The 15,929-nt window shown below is 65.4% G+C and carries 17 protein-coding genes; 2 read left to right on the top strand and 15 right to left on the bottom strand.

Annotated elements, in window-relative coordinates; genetic code table 11:
• Positions 1 to 6: 6 nt before the first annotated feature.
• From J3E61_RS25505 to J3E61_RS25445, 13 genes are read right to left on the bottom strand one after another with little or no spacing between them, the layout of a single operon-like run.
• Complete coding sequence (locus J3E61_RS25505; protein ID WP_192723715.1) at positions 7 to 1,230, bottom strand: cytochrome P450; 1,224 nt, start codon at positions 1,228 to 1,230, stop codon at positions 7 to 9.
• A gap of 1 nt (position 1,231) precedes the next feature.
• Complete coding sequence (locus tag J3E61_RS25500; RefSeq protein WP_210085742.1) at positions 1,232 to 1,426, bottom strand: ferredoxin; 195 nt, start codon at positions 1,424 to 1,426, stop codon at positions 1,232 to 1,234.
• A 1-nt stretch (position 1,427) separates the two neighbouring features.
• Entirely contained in the window at positions 1,428 to 2,138 is a 711-nt protein-coding gene (locus J3E61_RS25495) for a TetR family transcriptional regulator (RefSeq protein WP_210085741.1), read from the bottom strand.
• Complete coding sequence (locus tag J3E61_RS25490) at positions 2,135 to 2,935, bottom strand: SDR family oxidoreductase (protein ID WP_210085740.1); 801 nt, start codon at positions 2,933 to 2,935, stop codon at positions 2,135 to 2,137. Before J3E61_RS25490 ends, J3E61_RS25495 begins: the two co-directional genes overlap by 4 nt.
• Positions 2,920 to 3,774, bottom strand: coding sequence for an alpha/beta fold hydrolase (locus tag J3E61_RS25485; protein ID WP_210086688.1), 855 nt, complete (start codon positions 3,772 to 3,774; stop codon positions 2,920 to 2,922). The genes J3E61_RS25490 and J3E61_RS25485 overlap by 16 nt, the downstream gene beginning before the upstream one ends.
• The gene (locus tag J3E61_RS25480) at positions 3,774 to 4,364 is read right to left on the bottom strand and encodes an NAD(P)H-dependent oxidoreductase (RefSeq protein WP_192723719.1); all 591 of its coding nucleotides are present in this window, start codon (positions 4,362 to 4,364) and stop codon (positions 3,774 to 3,776) included. Before J3E61_RS25480 ends, J3E61_RS25485 begins: the two co-directional genes overlap by 1 nt.
• An 8-nt stretch (positions 4,365 to 4,372) precedes the next feature.
• Positions 4,373 to 5,362: a cyclase family protein gene (locus J3E61_RS25475; protein WP_210085739.1), complete on the bottom strand. Its 990-nt coding sequence runs from the start codon at positions 5,360 to 5,362 to the stop codon at positions 4,373 to 4,375.
• Positions 5,362 to 6,174 (bottom strand): coniferyl-alcohol dehydrogenase, encoded by an 813-nt coding sequence (locus tag J3E61_RS25470; protein ID WP_210085738.1) that lies wholly within the window; start codon positions 6,172 to 6,174, stop codon positions 5,362 to 5,364. Before J3E61_RS25470 ends, J3E61_RS25475 begins: the two co-directional genes overlap by 1 nt.
• Positions 6,171 to 7,499 (bottom strand): LLM class flavin-dependent oxidoreductase, encoded by a 1,329-nt coding sequence (locus J3E61_RS25465; protein WP_192723722.1) that lies wholly within the window; start codon positions 7,497 to 7,499, stop codon positions 6,171 to 6,173. The genes J3E61_RS25470 and J3E61_RS25465 overlap by 4 nt, the downstream gene beginning before the upstream one ends.
• Positions 7,496 to 9,241, bottom strand: a complete 1,746-nt coding sequence (locus J3E61_RS25460) for an FAD-binding protein (RefSeq protein ID WP_210085737.1) — start codon at positions 9,239 to 9,241, stop codon at positions 7,496 to 7,498. The genes J3E61_RS25465 and J3E61_RS25460 overlap by 4 nt, the downstream gene beginning before the upstream one ends.
• On the bottom strand, positions 9,234 to 10,154 hold the full coding sequence (locus tag J3E61_RS25455; protein ID WP_210085736.1) for a 3-carboxyethylcatechol 2,3-dioxygenase: 921 nt from the start codon (positions 10,152 to 10,154) through the stop codon (positions 9,234 to 9,236). The genes J3E61_RS25460 and J3E61_RS25455 overlap by 8 nt, the downstream gene beginning before the upstream one ends.
• Positions 10,102 to 11,772, bottom strand: coding sequence for a bifunctional 3-(3-hydroxy-phenyl)propionate/3-hydroxycinnamic acid hydroxylase (locus J3E61_RS25450; RefSeq protein ID WP_210085735.1), 1,671 nt, complete (start codon positions 11,770 to 11,772; stop codon positions 10,102 to 10,104). Before J3E61_RS25450 ends, J3E61_RS25455 begins: the two co-directional genes overlap by 53 nt.
• Before the next feature lie 2 nt (positions 11,773 to 11,774).
• Positions 11,775 to 12,638 carry an alpha/beta hydrolase gene (locus J3E61_RS25445; RefSeq protein WP_210085734.1) on the bottom strand — a complete coding sequence of 288 codons (864 nt, stop codon included), beginning with the start codon at positions 12,636 to 12,638 and terminating at the stop codon, positions 11,775 to 11,777.
• Positions 12,639 to 12,768: 130 nt separating this feature from the next.
• Here J3E61_RS25445 and J3E61_RS25440 point away from each other — a divergent pair, with 130 nt between their 5' ends.
• Positions 12,769 to 13,485, top strand: coding sequence for a helix-turn-helix domain-containing protein (locus J3E61_RS25440; protein ID WP_192723727.1), 717 nt, complete (start codon positions 12,769 to 12,771; stop codon positions 13,483 to 13,485).
• A gap of 13 nt (positions 13,486 to 13,498) precedes the next feature.
• On the top strand, positions 13,499 to 15,100 hold the full coding sequence (locus J3E61_RS25435; RefSeq protein WP_210085733.1) for an FAD-dependent oxidoreductase: 1,602 nt from the start codon (positions 13,499 to 13,501) through the stop codon (positions 15,098 to 15,100).
• On the opposite strand, the gene J3E61_RS25430 is transcribed toward J3E61_RS25435, so the two are convergent.
• Both J3E61_RS25430 and J3E61_RS25425 read right to left on the bottom strand, forming a co-directional pair.
• The gene (locus tag J3E61_RS25430) at positions 15,089 to 15,385 is read right to left on the bottom strand and encodes a cytochrome C oxidase subunit IV family protein (protein WP_192723729.1); all 297 of its coding nucleotides are present in this window, start codon (positions 15,383 to 15,385) and stop codon (positions 15,089 to 15,091) included. The two genes, J3E61_RS25435 and J3E61_RS25430, sit on opposite strands and share 12 nt — an antisense overlap.
• Before the next feature lie 3 nt (positions 15,386 to 15,388).
• The gene (locus J3E61_RS25425; protein WP_192723933.1) at positions 15,389 to 15,910 is read right to left on the bottom strand and encodes a cytochrome c oxidase subunit 3; all 522 of its coding nucleotides are present in this window, start codon (positions 15,908 to 15,910) and stop codon (positions 15,389 to 15,391) included.
• Positions 15,911 to 15,929 lie beyond the last annotated feature (19 nt).

Below are 15,929 nucleotides of genomic sequence, written 5' to 3'. Positions count from 1 at the left end.
CTCCAATCACCAGGTAACGGGAAGTTCGTAGACGCCGTAGGCGAGGCGGTCGTGCTTGAACGGCACCTCGTCGAACGGCACGGCCAGACGCAGCGTCGGAATGCGCCGCAGCAATGTGTGGAACACGATCTGCAGTTCGGCGCGCGCCAACTGCTGGCCGACGCACTGGTGACGGCCGTAACCGAAGCCCAGCTGCTGACCCGCGTCACGGGTGAGGTCGAGCTTGTCGGGCTCCGGATACGCGTTGGCATCCCAGTTCGCGGGGGCAAGGTCGAGGATGATGCCCTCGCCGGCACGTATCGTCTCGCCACCGATCTCGATGTCCTCGATGGCCACCCGGCGCTGCCCGTTCTGGATGATCGACAGGTAACGCATCAACTCCTCGACGGCGTTGGCGATGAACTTCGGGTCATCCGAATCACGCAGCAGCGCAGCCTGGTCGGGGTTCTCTAGCAGGGCAAGCACCCCGATGCCGATCATGTTGGCGGTGGTCTCGTGCCCGGCGATCAACAACCCCGTGCCCAGCTGCGCGGCTTCCTTGACGTTGATCTCGCCGGCGTTGACCCGCTCGGCCAGATCCGAAACGGCGTCCTCTGACGGGTGCTCCATCTTCTTCTTGACGAGGTCGATCAGGTACCCCGCCAGGCTCATCGCGCCCTTCTGGCCGTCCTCCGCGGTGGCATACCGGGCGAGTCCGACGTTGGCGTGATGCTGGAAGAATTCATGGTCTTCGTATGGCACGCCGAGCATTTCGCTGATCACCCTGGTCGGCACCGGCAACGCGAGCTTCGCGACGATGTCGGCGGGCTGCGGGCCTGCCAGGATCGCGTCGATGCACTCGTCGGTGACTTCTTGGATGGCTGGGCGCAGGCCCTCAACGCGCTTGAACGTGAACGGCTTTGACAGCATCCGGCGGAACCGGGTGTGCTCCTCGGCGTCGGAGGTGAACACCGACCGGGGCCGCTTGTACACCGTCGAGAGCATGTGCTCGTTCCAGTGCGGGAAGCCCTCGCGGCGGTCGTCGACGCTGACGCGCGAGTCGGCGAACAATTCGCGCGCCACCTCGTGGCCGGTGATCAGCCACGGGGTGCTGCCATCCCAAATGCGCACCCGCGACAGCGGTTTGGCCGTACCCATGTCGAGCACCTGCGGCGGCGGCGCGAAGGGGCAGCGCGCGTCACGGTCCATGGGGTATTCGGGGATGTCCAATTGCGTCAGGGTTTCCGACATGTCATTCCTCGATATCGATGGCCAGGGCGGGGCAGGCCGCGGCGGCCTTACGGACGTTCTCGGCCTGCTCGGCAGGCGGGTTGTCGGTCAGGAGCAGCACGACGCCGTCATCGTCGCGCTGGTCGAACACCTCGTCGGCGTTGAGCACGCACTGGCCAGAAGAGACGCATTTGTCTTGATCGACAGTCACTTTCACGTCAGGGGTGCTCCGTCACCGGTGCGCGCCACATTCCGACGATCGCATCGATCAGGCCCGTTCCGACCGCACCCCAACTGGTTCTGGGCACGTCGGCGCCTTCGGCGAAGGCACGCTCGAAGTCGGCACAGGTATGCATCATCAGGTTGCGTGCCATGATGTTGCGTTCGGTCACCACGGCCATCGGCAGATCCGGCAGGCAACGGGTGATCCCGTCGACCACTTGCACCAGCGACGGCGACGCGAGCGCATCCTTGATGACGATCTTGTGATACTCCGGGTCGGTCAGCGCCTGGGCGGCGAACCGCGCATACCAGGTGGGATTGCCGAGCTGCGCCAGGTGCTCGGTGAGCGAGCACACCAGACAGGCGATCCAGTCACGCAACTCCGTCGAATCGCCGGTGTCGGCGACCATCCGCTCGAGCAGTCGCTCGATGGACGCTCGGTGTTTCTGCTCGATCGCCCGAACCAGGTCGGTCTTGGTGCCGAAGTGATAACCGACGGCCGCGTTGTTGCCTTGCCCGGCGGCCTCGCTGACTTGCCTGTTCGACACGGCGAACACGCCGTGCTCGGCGTACAGCCGCTCGGCGGCCTTCAGTATTGCCTCCTGGGTACTGCTGGCCCGATCGGCGCGCACGGTCCTGGCGGTAGTCACCTGCCCAGTCAACGCCGCCGTGCGTCTTAAGTCAAGCGACTGATTTAAACAGCTCACTTGCGCGGAATCACCTTGCCCGCGACCGTGCCGCCGTCCACCGGCAACACCGTTCCGGTGACATACCGCGAGCGATCGGTGGCGAAGTACAGCGCCGCCTCGGCCACATCCTCGGCGGTGCCCTCGCGCTTGAGTGGGCGATCGTTGCGCATCTGCGCGCGGATCTTCTCCTCGAACTCCGCGAGCTTCTCCAGGTCCTCGCCCGCCGCCGACTTGCGGACAATCGCGGTGCGGATATTGCCGGGGGCGATAGCGTTGACGCGAATCTCGTAGTGCGCCAACTCGATTGCGGCGGACTTGGTGAACTGGATGACCGCGGCCTTGGAAGCGCGGTACGTCATGACGCCGCCGCCGGCCTGGATGCCGCCAATCGAGGTGATGTTGATGATCGATCCGCCGCCGTGCTCGGACATGTGCCGCGCCGCGTCGCGCGTCCCCGCCATCACGGCACCGACGTTGATCGCCATCACCTTGTGGAAGTCAGCCAGGTCGTCATCCATGAAGCGCCGGTGCATCGTCCCGGAAATGCCTGCGTTGTTGACCATCACATGCAGTCCGCCGTAGCGCTCGACCGCCGTCGAAACCAGCCGGCCGACCTGCTCGAAGTCGGCTACGTCGCTGTCGACGAACGATGCGTCGCCACCGAGTTCTGCCGCCAGCGCCTTGCCGCCGTCGCGGTCCACGTCGCCGATCACGACCTTGGCGCCTTCTGCTGCGAACCGCCGCACCAGTCCTTCGCCCAGCCCCGAGGCGCCGCCGGTGACGACGGCGACCTTGCCCGTCAGTTCGTTGACCATGACGCAGGCACCTTTCGTTGCACCTCGCTCAGGAAGTCGACCAACACGTGGTTGACCATCGACGCCTGCTCAATCTGCGGACAGTGACCGGCCTTTGGGATCACCACCGAGCGACCGCCGGGTATCTGGCCGGCGACCTCGGCCGCCCATCCGGGCGGCAGGAGCTTGTCGCACTCCCCCTCCACCACCAACGTCGGCACTGCGATGCGCTCGTAGGCTCGCTTGCTCGACGGCAGCGCGGGCGGCTCCAGACCCGGTCGCCGAAACCGTGCCGCCGCCAACGCCTCCCACGCGCCTGGTGCGATGCTGGACTCGTAGCGGCGGTGCACGTAGGCGTCATCGGCAGGATATGACGGGTCGTGAAAGAGCGCCTCGACGATGCGGCGCATCCCGGGAACCGTTGCGTCGTAGTCGTAGAGCGCGGCCGAGTGCTCGTTGCGCTGGATCTCACCGCCTCCGCAGATCATCACCAAGCTGCGGGCGGGCAATACCGGAGCTTCCGAGGTGGTGTCGACGAAGAGGTTGATGGCGCCCATCGAGTTGCCCACGAAATGCGCCGATTCGACACCGACCGCCGCGCAGAACCGCGCGATGTGCCTGATGCGCATGCCGCGGCCGTCGTTGAAGTCGATGACCTTCGCGGAGCCACCGAACCCCAGCATGTCCGGTGCGAGCACGCGATGGTGCTCCGCCAGCGCGGCGATGCTGCGCTCCCACCCGATCTCTGCGCTGACGCCGAACTCGCCACCGTGCAGCAGGACAACGGGATCGCCCTGTCCCGCTTCGAGATAGCTGGTAACCAACCCGTCGACCAGAATCGTCTTGCGCGCGACGTCCATCACGCCGTTTCCCAGGCGGCGCGGGCGAACGTGAGTAACTGGGTGGCGAGCAGGTCAAGCTGTCCCTGCACGCCGGTGTCCGCAAGCCGGCCCGCGCTGTCCCAGATTTGGTCGGCCGAGTTGATCGCGACTCCGAGTGGGGTCGGCCACGCGCGCAGGGCGTGTCCGATGCTGCGCAATTGGCCCAGGGTTCCGACCGCCGCCTGCCATCCGTATGCACAGCTGATGCAGCCCCACGGGGTGTTGTCGAGATAGACCCGAGGATCTTCGCGGAGATCTTCGATGTAATCCAGTGCGTTCTTGACGAGTCCGGACACCGCTCCGTGATAACCGGGTGAGCCGACGACGACGGCATCGGCTGCTCGTAGTGCGCCGACCAGTTCGAGCGCCTTGGGCGTGCGCTCTAGTTCATGCGGCGCATACATCGGCAGGTCGAGGTCCTCGCCAGAGAAGAACTTCGTCCGCCCGCCTTGGCGTTCAACGGATTCCAGGCAGTACCGCAGCGCGCGCTCGGTGGACGAGTTGGCCCTCAGCGTTCCGCCGAGCCCGACGACCAGTGGCGCACCGCCCGTGGTTGTACTTGCAGTCATGTCCTCACCTACTTGATGGCGATCGGGTTGATGGGTGAGCCGACGGCACCGGTCACTCGTAACGGTGGTGCGACGAGCTGGAATTCATAGACACCGTCGGCGGCGCAGTCCGCTGCCAGCGCAGTCAGGTCCCAGTACTCGCCGAGCATCAGGCCCATGTCTCGCAGGCAGAGCATGTGCATCGGCAGAAACGCGCCTTCGACCCCGGACACCGGGTTCTCGACCATCAGGTTGTCGGCCGCGACTGCCGCGACCTCGTGGTCGTGCAGCCACTGCGCGCATGTCCAGTCGAGGCCCGCTCCAGGTTCGCCGCCGTCACCGGTCTCCAAAAAGCGTGCCCACCAACCGGTTCGGACCAAGACGATGTCACCGCGCGTGACGGTGACGCCTTGTGCTTTCGCGGCCGCGTCGAGCTCGTCGGGCGTGATCGGATCGCCCATTTCGCAGAAGGTCTCCACACCGCGGAGCGCGACGATGTCGAGCAGCACGCCGCGGGAGGTGATGCCCTTGCCGTCCACCTTGTCGATACCGCAGTAGAAGGCGCCGGCACTCGTGACGGAGTTCGCCGGAAAGCCGTTGTACAGGTAGTCCTCGTAGTAGACGTGCGACAACGCATCCCACTGGGTGGCGGCCTGCAGCGGCATGATGATGATGTCGTCGTTGAACCGCATCGGGTTGCCCTCGAAATATCCGGCCAGCTGGCCGGCCGCGGGGTTGGTCAACCATTTGGGTCCGTACTGCAGCAACGTCGCGGCGTCGCCGCCGTCGATGGTCATCACGTGTAGCGGGTTCTGCCGGAAGTGAAACGCGCCTTGGGGCCCCGAGGATCCGAAGTCGACGCCAAGCGGAAACACCTTGCCGTGCTTGACGAGGCCGGCCGCCTCGGCGACCTTGGCCGCCGTGATGAAGTTCAGCGTTCCGAGCTCGTCGGCGTCGCCCCAGCGTCCCCAGTTGCGAACGTCGTCGGCCACCCGGCGGAAATCGGTCATGCTTGCCATCACTTGCCTCCCGGCTTCATCGTCGCGGCGCCGACCGTGCCGCCGTCCACCCAGATCACCTGTCCGGTGAGGTAACTGGCGGCCCGGCTGTTCAAGAAGACCAGCACACTGGCCTGTTCATCGGGTTCAGCGGCCCGGCCCAGCGGCGTGCTGAACGAATCGAGGAACTCCGGGCCGTACGCCGTCCGCAGCTGGTCGAGAATCGGGGTGTCGGTGACACCCGGTGCGGTGCAGTTGATCCGGATTCCCTTGGCGCCAAGGGCTGTGACATTGGCCATCCCGTAGAGGATGATCGCCTCCTTGGACAGCCGGTAGCCGCCACCGTCAGCGACCGGCCGCGGATTGCGCTCGCACCATTCGATGCCCGCGGCCATCGACTCAGTGTCCAGCAGGCCGGCGGTCACAGAGGCGTTTTCCCGGAAGGCCGACGCCGCCAGCGACGCCACGTTGGCGATCGCGGATCCGGGCGGCATCTTGGGCACCAATGCCTCGGTGAATCGCCGGGTGCCGAGGAAGTTGATGGTGACCACGCGCAGCGGGTCGCCGATGCCCGACGAAACGCCCGCGATGTTGAACAGGGAGTCGATTGGACCGGCTATCGCCGCGGCGGCCCGATCGATCGACGCGGCGTCGCCCAGATCGACCGCGTGAAACTCCTTGAGCTGCAGCGCAGGCCGTTGAACGTCGAGGCCGACGACCTGAGCGCCGAGATCGGTCAGCTGCCGTGCAACGGATGCACCGATACCGGACGCACATCCGGTGACAACGGCGCGGCGGCCGTCGTAACGGAACAGCTCATCGGTCTGCGTCACTTGTCCGCGTTCGGATTCCTGCTCGTCCAGCCCTCTCCCGACTTGAGTTTGGCGGCCGCAGCCTCGATACCGGCGTTCATTTCCTCCATCGCCAGCGACACCTCGTTGGCGGTGTAGTTCTCACGACCGGTAGGCAGACCGCCGAATGAGTAGGTCTCGTCGAACAGCGGAGCCGTCGACGTCGGCCTGCGCGCCTCTGCCTTCTCCAGAATCGGCGCCATCCGCTTCGCCTTCTCGGCGGCCGCCTTCTCCTCGCGCTCGATGAACTCGGGCAACACTTCGGAGCCCATCAGCTCGATCGACTCCATCGTCTCTTCGTGGCGGCGCGGAGTCAGCAGCAGGATCAGTTCGTCGACCCCGCTCTCCTCGTAGCCCCGCAGGAACTCCCGCACGGTGGCGGGGCTGCCGATCGGACCGCGGTCAGGCCCGTAGACGATGCTCGGATCCTTTTCGATCTCCTCGAGGTGGCGCTGCCACACGCCGGTGCGACCGGGCGTGTGCATGCCGGTCATGTAGTAGTGCATGATGCCGAACGCGAAGAACCCGCCGCCCTTGCCGAGGCGCTCGATGGCCTGCTCGTCGGTCGGTGCCACCATCATCGACAAATCGCCGCCGATGGCGAGGATGTTCGGGTTCATCTGCGGCGTGACGGGCACCGCGCTCTCCTCGAACTCCTTGTAGTAGCCGTTCACCCGCTCTGTCAGAGGGCCCGGTCCGGTGTACGCGAAACTCAATGCGCCGAGACCCTTTTGCGCGGCCATCGACACCGACGCCGGGCGGGTGCATGCGACCCATACCGGCGGGTGTGGCTTCTGTAGCGGCTTGGGAACCACATTGCGCGGCGGCATTTCGACGTGCTCGCCCTTGAATCCGGTGAACGGCTCTTCGATCATGCAGCGGATCGAAACCTCGAGAGCCTCTTCCCACATCTTGCGTTTGTCGGCCGGATCGATGCCGAAGCCGCCGAGCTCGCCCACCGATGACGACTCGCCGGTGCCGAACTCCACGCGGCCATTGGACAGCAGGTCCAGTGTCGAGACGCGCTCGGCAACGCGAGCGGGGTGATTGACCGCGGGCGGCAGATGCATGATGCCGAAGCCGAGCCGAATGTCCTTGGTGCGCTGGCTCGCTGCGGCGAGGAAGATCTCCGGCGCGGTGGAGTGGCAGTACTCCTCGAGGAAGTGGTGTTCGGTCAGCCACACCGTCGAAAAGCCCGCCTTGTCCGCGGCCTCGACCTCGTCGAGCCCGTCCTGGAAAAGCTTGTGCTCATCGTCGGGCGTCCACGGCCGCGGCAGCGGGAATTCGTAGAACAGGGAAATCTTCACTTGCTTCCTCCTTGGGAGATCGAGCGGTCTTGTCGGTTGATCCCGGATGTCGCTGCGATGTGTGTGGCCGCGACGTAACCGAACGTCATGGCCGGGCCGATGGTTGCGCCCGCTCCCGCGTAGCTGCGTCCCATCACAGCAGCCGACGCATTACCCACGGCGTAAAGGCCTTTCACGATGCTATCGTCCTCGCGCAGCACGCGCGCGAACTCGTCGGTGCGCAGACCGCCCGACGTGCCCAGGTCGCCGAGGATGATCTGGAACGCGTAGTAAGGCGGCTTGCCCAGCGGATACAGGTTGGGGTTGGGCAACGTCGGGTCGCCGTAGTAGTTGTCGTAGGCGGAGTCGCCGCGGTTGAAGTCGTCGTCGTGGCCCCTGCGCGCCAACTCGTTGAAGCGCTCGGCCGTGGCACGCAGATTGGCCGCAGGCACGCCGATCTTCGCGGCGAGTTCATCAAAGCTGTTGGCCTCCTTGACCACACCGGACTCCAGCCACGCCTTGGGCACTTTCCAGCCGGTGGGTACCGGCGCGAACGGAATCTTGGGGATCGGGAGATGACCGGCGACGACGTATCGGTGAAAGGACCGGATGTCGGTGATCAGCCAGCACGGGATATGGGTGACGCCGGAGCGCTGGCCGTCGATCATCGCGTGGGCGAAGTCCATGTACGGCGCCGCCTCGTTGATGAAGCGCTTGCCGTCGCCATTCACGACGAACTGGGACGGCATCATGCGCTCGTTGAGCATGAACTGCAGTCGTCCATCGGGCCAGCAGATCGCGGGGAACCACCAGGCTTCGTCGAGCAGGTCGGTCGAGCCGCCGACCTTCTCCCCCGCCCTGATTCCGTCGCCGGTAGCAGCGGGATTGCCGAAACTCCAATCCTTCTCGAGCACCGGAAGATGCTGCCGGCGCCAGGCCATGTCATGGTCGAACCCACCGCTGGCGAGGATCACCCCGCGCCGGGCCTGGATGCGCACCAGCTTGCCGTCCTTCTCGACGACGGCGCCCGTAACGGTTCCGTCGACATCGGTGATGAGCTCGGTCATCGGTGAGTGCAGCCACAGCGGAACGCCTTGCTGTTTGAGCGCCAGCCGCATCCGAGCAGCAAGTGACTGGCCGATGGCCGCCATCCGGTCACCGAACACCCGTGCGCGAAACATCCGCCAAATCAGTTTCAGCAGCACCGCTTTGCCTCGCCAGTTCTGCCGCACCTGGTAGAACAGCCGAAGATCCTTCGGGGCGAACCAAATTCCCTTCGGTGCAAGCGCCAACGGGTGCAGCAGGTTCTGCTCCTCGTCGCCGAGCTTGCGCAGGTCGATGGCGGGCACGTTGATGGTGCTGCCGAGTTCGGAGCCGCCGGGCAGTTCCGGGTAGTAGTCGGCGTATCCCGGTTTCCACACGAATTCGAACCACGGGCTGAGCTTTTCGAGGAACTCCATCATCTTCGGCGCACTGTCGACGTACTGCCGCAGCCGCGCATCGCTGACCAGGCCGCCGGTGATCTGCTTGAGGTAGCCGAACACCTCGTCGGGATCGGGGACGTAGCCCTCCTTGCGCTGGCTCGGCGCACCCGGCACCCAGATGCCACCGCCGGACAACGCGGTCGAACCGCCGAACTGCGGAGACTTCTCGACCACGAGCGTCTCGAGTCCCGACGCGTCGGCGGCCAGTGCCGCAGTCATGCCGCCGCCGCCGGAGCCGATGACCAGCACGTCGACGGTGTGGTCGAAGTGGTCAGACATCGAGTACCGCCGTTCGGATCGCAAAACCTGCGATCAGTTCCGGTGCCGCCCGGTAGAAGCGATGCTGTGTCTGATAGGGCCCGTGCGCGGCCAAGGCCGCGAAAGCGGCCACCCACGTGCGGATTTCGTGTGCCGAGTGGCCGGCTTCCTTCTCGATCCACGCGTTCGACCACGCGTCGACGTCGGCAAGCCGGTTGGAGTCGAGCAGTTCCAGAAAGGCATGGTCCCAGTCGGGGTTGAGGGCTTGCAGCGAGCCTTGACCGTGTGCGAACTCGCGCGCGGCCTCCATCACGGCGACCTGCCTGGCCTGTCGCTGCTCGGCTGTCATCGGGTTGCCATGCACGATCCGGTCCAACGCCGCAGGAGGTGCCGTCGCCAATGTCGGCACCGGCGGATCGTGCGACAGCCCACCGGATCCGATGACCAGTACCCGCTTGCCGAGCGTCGCAAGGTACGTCCCCACAACGGAACCCAACGCCCGCACCCGACGCAGTGGACCAAGCGGGGTGGCGACCGAGTTGATGAAAATCGGGATCACCGGGCGGGCCGTCGCGTCGCCGAACAACTTCTGCAGCGGTTGCACTGTGCCGTGATCGACATCCATGCTGGCCGAGATCGCCACGTCGACACCGGATTCGAGGACCCCCTTGGCACATTCGGTCGCGATGTCCTCCGGCACATCGAGTGGCCCGGCGTAGGTGTCGTAATCTCCGACGCCTTGCGCTGCGGTGCCGATGCAGAACGGCGGCATCGTCCGGTAGAAGAAGCCGTTGTAGTGATCAGGCGAGAAGATGACGACCAGTTCGGGGTCGTACGCGGCGACGAAGTCGCGCGCCTGCCCCAGCGCGGAGTCGATGTCGTCAAGCAGTTCCTGCGACGGTCCCGGAAGGTTCAGCAGTGGGCTGTGCGACATGCAACAGAGGGCGAGTGGCACCGTTACCTCCTCCCTGGGTCAGACAAAGCACTTTGAACAGTGATGTGGACATCTCGGGTGCGCGTTGGGCGATACAAGCGCCCGCGACGCAGCGATCGGGCCGCAGGAACAGCACCGACTCGGTATGCGCGTCGAACCACGATTTCAGCGCGCCGGTGCGATCGCCGACGATCCCGACGTCGGGGTCGTCGTGCCCGGTCCAGTGCAACTGTGTCATCGGCCGAGCGGCAAAGAACTTGGTGCCCAACGCCTTCCAGCGGTCGAACACCTCGGCGCCGAGGAACGCGCGTGGGTTGTTGCTCCAACACAGCACGGCGAAGCCCGGCCCCAGCACATCGTCGAGCAGAACGTTCTGCTGTTCACGAGTGTCGACTCGCGGCTGGATGAACAGGGTGCCCGTCGGTGAGGTGTCCTCACCGACGTGGACCACCGCGCCGTCTGTGTACCGCGGCATGGGCTTGAACCGCATCTCGAGGATGTAGCGCTTGAGCGTGGGCACCACGGAGGCCGCGTGGATGACGCGGTCGCGCAGCGCCGCCACCCGCCGGTTGGTCGGCGAGATGACTCGGCCCACCAACGTCGACAGGTCGATCATCGCGCGGGCGTGCTTGCGACGTTCGACGTCATAGGTGTCGAGCAGCGCGTCGTCGGCGTGGCCGTTGACGACCGCGGCGAGTTTCCAGCCGAGGTTCGCCGCGTCCCGGATGCCGCTGTTGTAACCCTGTCCCTGCCACACCGGCATCAGGTGCGCGGCGTCGCCGGCCAGCATCAGCCGTCCTTTCCGGAACGCCCCTGCGATGCGCGAGTGGTGGGTGTAGACGCGGTGCCGGATGATGTCGACGCGCTCGGGATGCGGAACAAGTTGCGCGAGCATCCGTCTGACGAAGGCAGGATCCTCGGCCTCTTCGTCGGACTCGTCGCCGTGGATCATGAACTCGAAGCGTCGGATTCCGTGCGCAATGGCGATCGAGACATACGGGCGCGCAGGATCGGCGCCGACTTCGCTGTTGGGGTGGCCGAGCGGATCGTTGGCACAGTCGATGACAAGCCACCGCGTCGAGGACGTGGTGCCGTCGAACGACACCCCCATCAGGCGGCGGGTGACACTGCGACCGCCGTCGCACCCCACCACATAGCGTGTCCGCACGGGCTGCTGCCCGTCGGCGAACTCGAGCGTCACGCCCTCTTCGGTTTCGACGCACGTCTGCATCCGATGCCCGAATCGAACCTCGACGTGGTCGAATCGCTCGAGGCCGCCGAACAATTCAGCGTCGACCATCGGCTGAACGAAGCCGTTGCGCTTGGGCCAGCCGAACCGCGCATCGGGCGGGGCCATCTCGGCAAGCAGCTTGCGCTTGGCATCGAAGAATCGCAGGATCTGGTTCGGGACAGTGTGTGGCAGGACGCGGTCGACAAGGCCGATCGACTGGAAGGTGCGCAGCGCCTCATCGTCGAGGCCGACGCCGCGGGGATAGTCGATGAGAGTGTCGCGTTCCTCCACGACTAGTGTCCGAACACCCTGCAGGCCAAGGATGTTCGCCAGAGTCAGGCCCGAAGGGCCTGCCCCGACGATGACGACATCCGCCTCGTTGGTCATCGTCAACGGCCCAACAGGAACTCGAGGTGAAGCGAGTTGAACGTCTTGGGATCCTCGTACTGCGGCCAGTGCCCGCAGCCCGGCATCACTTCGAAGCGGGCGCCGCGGATCATCGATGCCATGCGGCGACCTTCAGCGACGTCGGCGGTCGGGTCGTCGCTGGTCCACACCACCAGCGTCGGCGCGGTGATCGCGCCATACTCTGCTGGGCCGAGCAGGTTGCGTGCGCGAATCTCCGGATCCTGCAGCGCCATAATGTCTTTCATTGCCGCAACGAAGCCGGGTTGGCGGTAGACGCGTTGTCTGCTTGCGACGATGTCGTCGTAATCCTTGGACTTGTCGGCCATCAGCCACTTGATCCGCGCCTGCACGGTTTCCCATGACGGATTCTCCGCGGCCGCCATCGACAACGTGATGATCCGCTTCATCACCTCGGGGTCGGCTTGTGAGCCGCCTGCGGTGTTGAGCACCAGCCTGTCGATCCGATCGGGGTGGTCGATCGCGGCGCGCGCGGCGACCCAACCCCCGAGCGACTCGCCGCTGATGTGAGCACGCTCGGCACCGATCGCATAGAGGAACGCCATCAGGTGATCCACATAGTGCCGCACCTCGAGCGGATGCCCCGGCTTGTCGGTGTAGCCGTGGCCGAGCATGTCGATCGACCAGGTGGAGAAGTGTTCGGCGTGGGCTTCGAGGTTGCGCACGTACGCCTCGGCGTGACCGCCGGAGCCGTGCAGAAACACCAGCGCAGGACTGCCGGGATCACCGGCGTGCAGGTAGCGGGTGCGCACTCCGCCCGCGTCGAGGTAACCCTGCGAGAACGGGACGCCCTGAAGGTCGCTCCAGATGCTCTCGAAGTCCGTCACTGCTTCCCCTCTTGACGGCGAGAATCCGATTCTCGTATTTTGTAAGCACTCTGCTCATTTATCGCACATCCATGTGCACTATAGTCAGAGCATCACTCTCGCAGAGTGGATCTGTCAAGGAAGGGGCGCGATGTCGTCGGAGGGCGCAGCCCGGCATGGAACCGAGCCGACACCGAACGGTGCGCCGGGCTCGCAGACCCTGGCCAGGGGCTTGGCAGCATTGCAACTGGTCGCCGCGTCCCCGAACGGGTTGACGGTGCAGCAGGTCGCCGACGACATCGGCGTCCATCGCACGATCGCCTACCGACTGCTCAGCACGCTCGCGCAGTTCCGGATGTTGGTAAAAGGCGAGGACGGCAGGTATCGATCAGCCGCCGGACTCGCGGTGCTGGGCGCGTCGTACGACAACAACGTGCGGCAGCTGAGTGTGCCGACGCTGCGCAAACTGGCCGACGGACTCGGCACGACGGTGTCCCTCCTCGTCGCCGAGGGCGATCAGCAGGTGGCGATCGCGGTCATCGTGCCAACCAATGTCTTCTATCAGCTGAACTTCCACGAGGGCAGCCGATACCCGCTGGAGCGCGGCGCCGCTGGTATCGCGCTGCTCGCCAGCATGCCGCCGCGCCCGGGCGAACGTGAACTCGTTCCCCAAGCGCGACAACAGGGTTGGATCATCACCCACGGTGAAGTCGAGCCGAACACCTTCGGCCTTGCGGTACCGGTGAGGCGCCGGCCACCGTCTCCGCCGACGTGCATCAATCTCATCTCGCACCGCGAGGACGTCGTGATGGACGGCAGAGACGCGGTCATCAAGGCCGCCGACGAACTTTCCGCGATCCTGAGCTGAAGGAGCCTCGAACATGAGCGACTGGGACACCGAAGTCGACGTGGTCGTGCTGGGCAGCGGCGGTGCGGGTTTGACCGCCGCACTGACCGCGGCGAGCAACGGCGCGTCGGTGGAGGTCTACGAGAAGGCGGCGACGGTCGGTGGCACGACTGCGGTTTCCGGGGGCATCGTCTGGATTCCGGCGCACAGTCGGGCGTCCGATGGCGAGTTGCCGGTCGAGGACGCGATGGCGTACTTGCGTGCCCAGTCTCTCGGTTTCATGGACGACGAGCTGATGGAGACATTTGTCCGGACCGGCGCCGAAATGTTGGATTACGTTGAGGCGCATAGCGAGTTGCAGTTCGAGATCGCCGAGGGGTTTCCTGACTACAAGCCGGAACTGCCCGGCGGACGTCCCGGCGGCGGGCGGTCGCTGAACGCCCGACCCTTTGACCTGGCGCGGCTCGGCGAGTGGCGGGACCGAATCACGTCGTTCCCTGCGGATTTCAGCAATGTCGGCATCGACGCGGAGACACGCGCGAGGATCCACGCGTCGGTCGACAACGAAGACGGCGACTTCTGCGTGGCGGGCACCGCGTTGATCGCCGGGCTCCTCAAAGGTCTGCTCGACCTCGGCGTCGCGCCGCGGACGAATGCCCGTGCGGTGGAGCTGATTGGCGACTCGTCGGCGATCACGGGCGTGCGGATCGATGTGGACGGCATGGATATTCGCGTTGGTGCCCGACGCGGTGTGGTGCTGGCGACCGGGGGGTTCGAATGGGACACCAAGCTCGTCGAGGCATATCTGCGCGGACCGATGCACGGGGCGGTGTCACCGCCGAACAACACCGGCGACGGGCTGCGGATGGCGATGGCACATGGCGCCGACCTGGCGAACATGGGCGAGGCGTGGTGGGTGCCGATCGTGCAGCTGCCCGACGACACGTTCCAGGGGCATCCGCGCAGTCGCAGCGTGCGCCTCGAGCGGACCCGGCCGCGCAGCATCATCGTCAACCGGTCCGGCAAGCGGTTTCTCAACGAGGCGGGCGAATACAACTCGATGGCCGGACCGTTTCAATACCTCGACCCGCGCGACGGGTACGCGAACGACCCGGCGTGGATCGTGTTCGACTCGCTACATCTCAAACGCTACGGCTTCCTCGGTGTCGCGCCCGGCGAGCCTGCCCCAGAGTGGTTCTCCCCGTCGGCCGACCTCGCCGAACTCGAGGCGAAGACCGGCATAGACGCCGACGGCCTCGCCCGCACGCTGGCGGCGTGGAACGTCAACGTCGCTCACACCACCGACCCCGACTTCGGCAGGGGCTCAAGCGCTTACGACGGATACTGGGGCGACGACAAAGCGACCACGACCGCGGGCAAGACGCTTGGCCCCATCGACACCCCGCCGTACTACGCCGTGCCGGTGTCCGTCGGCGCGATGGGCACCAAGGGCGGCCCACGGACCGACCGCGACGGTCGCGTCCTCCACGTCAACGGCTCCGTCATTCCCGGGTTGTTTGCCGCGGGCAACGCGATGGCGGGGGCAACCGGCAAGGCATACGGCGGCGCGGGCGGGACGCTGGGCCCGGCTATGGCCTTCGGCTACCGTGCGGGTCTTGCCGCTTCAGCCAGCTAACGCCGAGGCGATGAAGTAGCTGCCGAGCAACATCGTCGCCATCAGCAGAACCCACCCGTCAGTGAGGCGACGCAGCAGCACCGGAGCGTGTCGCACCTCCATGAACTCCCGAAAGATGATGCGCACTTTGACAAGAGCGATGACGATAGCGGCGACCGTGACGACCGTGCTCGCCTTCAGCGCCCCGTGGTCATCGGCCGAGTGGTCCAGCCAGATGTAAGCCAGCGTCATGGCGGTGAGCACGAGCCAGACGATCGCCAGCCTCTTGTTGAAAGTTCCGCTCACGGCTCACCTCACCACGTAGAGCAATGCGAAGATCAGCACCCACAGGAAATCGACGGTGTGCCAATAGGTGGCGCAGGTCTCGACCAACTGCTGCGATCGCCTGGCGGGACTCCACAACTGGTAGACCGCAACACCCATCACAATGAAGCCGATCAGCAGATGCAGCAGGTGGATCGATGTCAGAAAGAAGAAGTGCTGGAAGAACTCGTTGCTGGTGAATGTGTTGCCGAGCCGAATCTCCCTGCCCCATTCGAGCACCTTGGAGACCAGGAATGCGACACCGAACCCGATCGTCAGGAACGCGTCTCTCAGTGCGTCCCGGTACGCCCCTTCGCGAGAAGCCTGGACGCATCGCGCGATCGCCCACGAACTCAGCAGCAGGGCAATGGTGTTGAACACCCCGAAGCGGAGATCCAACGCGGCCTGGGACTGCAGGTAGAGCTCCCGGTTCTGAATCCGGCCGACGAGATAGACCGAGAAGTACCCCGTGAAGAGAAGTGATTCGAAAAGAACGAACACCCACATGTCCGGTTGCCCCGGCACG

Origin of the sequence: Mycobacterium sp. OAE908, assembly GCF_017872775.1 — a bacterium.
Taxonomy (GTDB): domain Bacteria; phylum Actinomycetota; class Actinomycetes; order Mycobacteriales; family Mycobacteriaceae; genus Mycobacterium.
The sequence above is the reverse complement of the archived record's forward strand: the minus strand, read 5'-3'. Positions and strand labels throughout refer to the sequence as shown.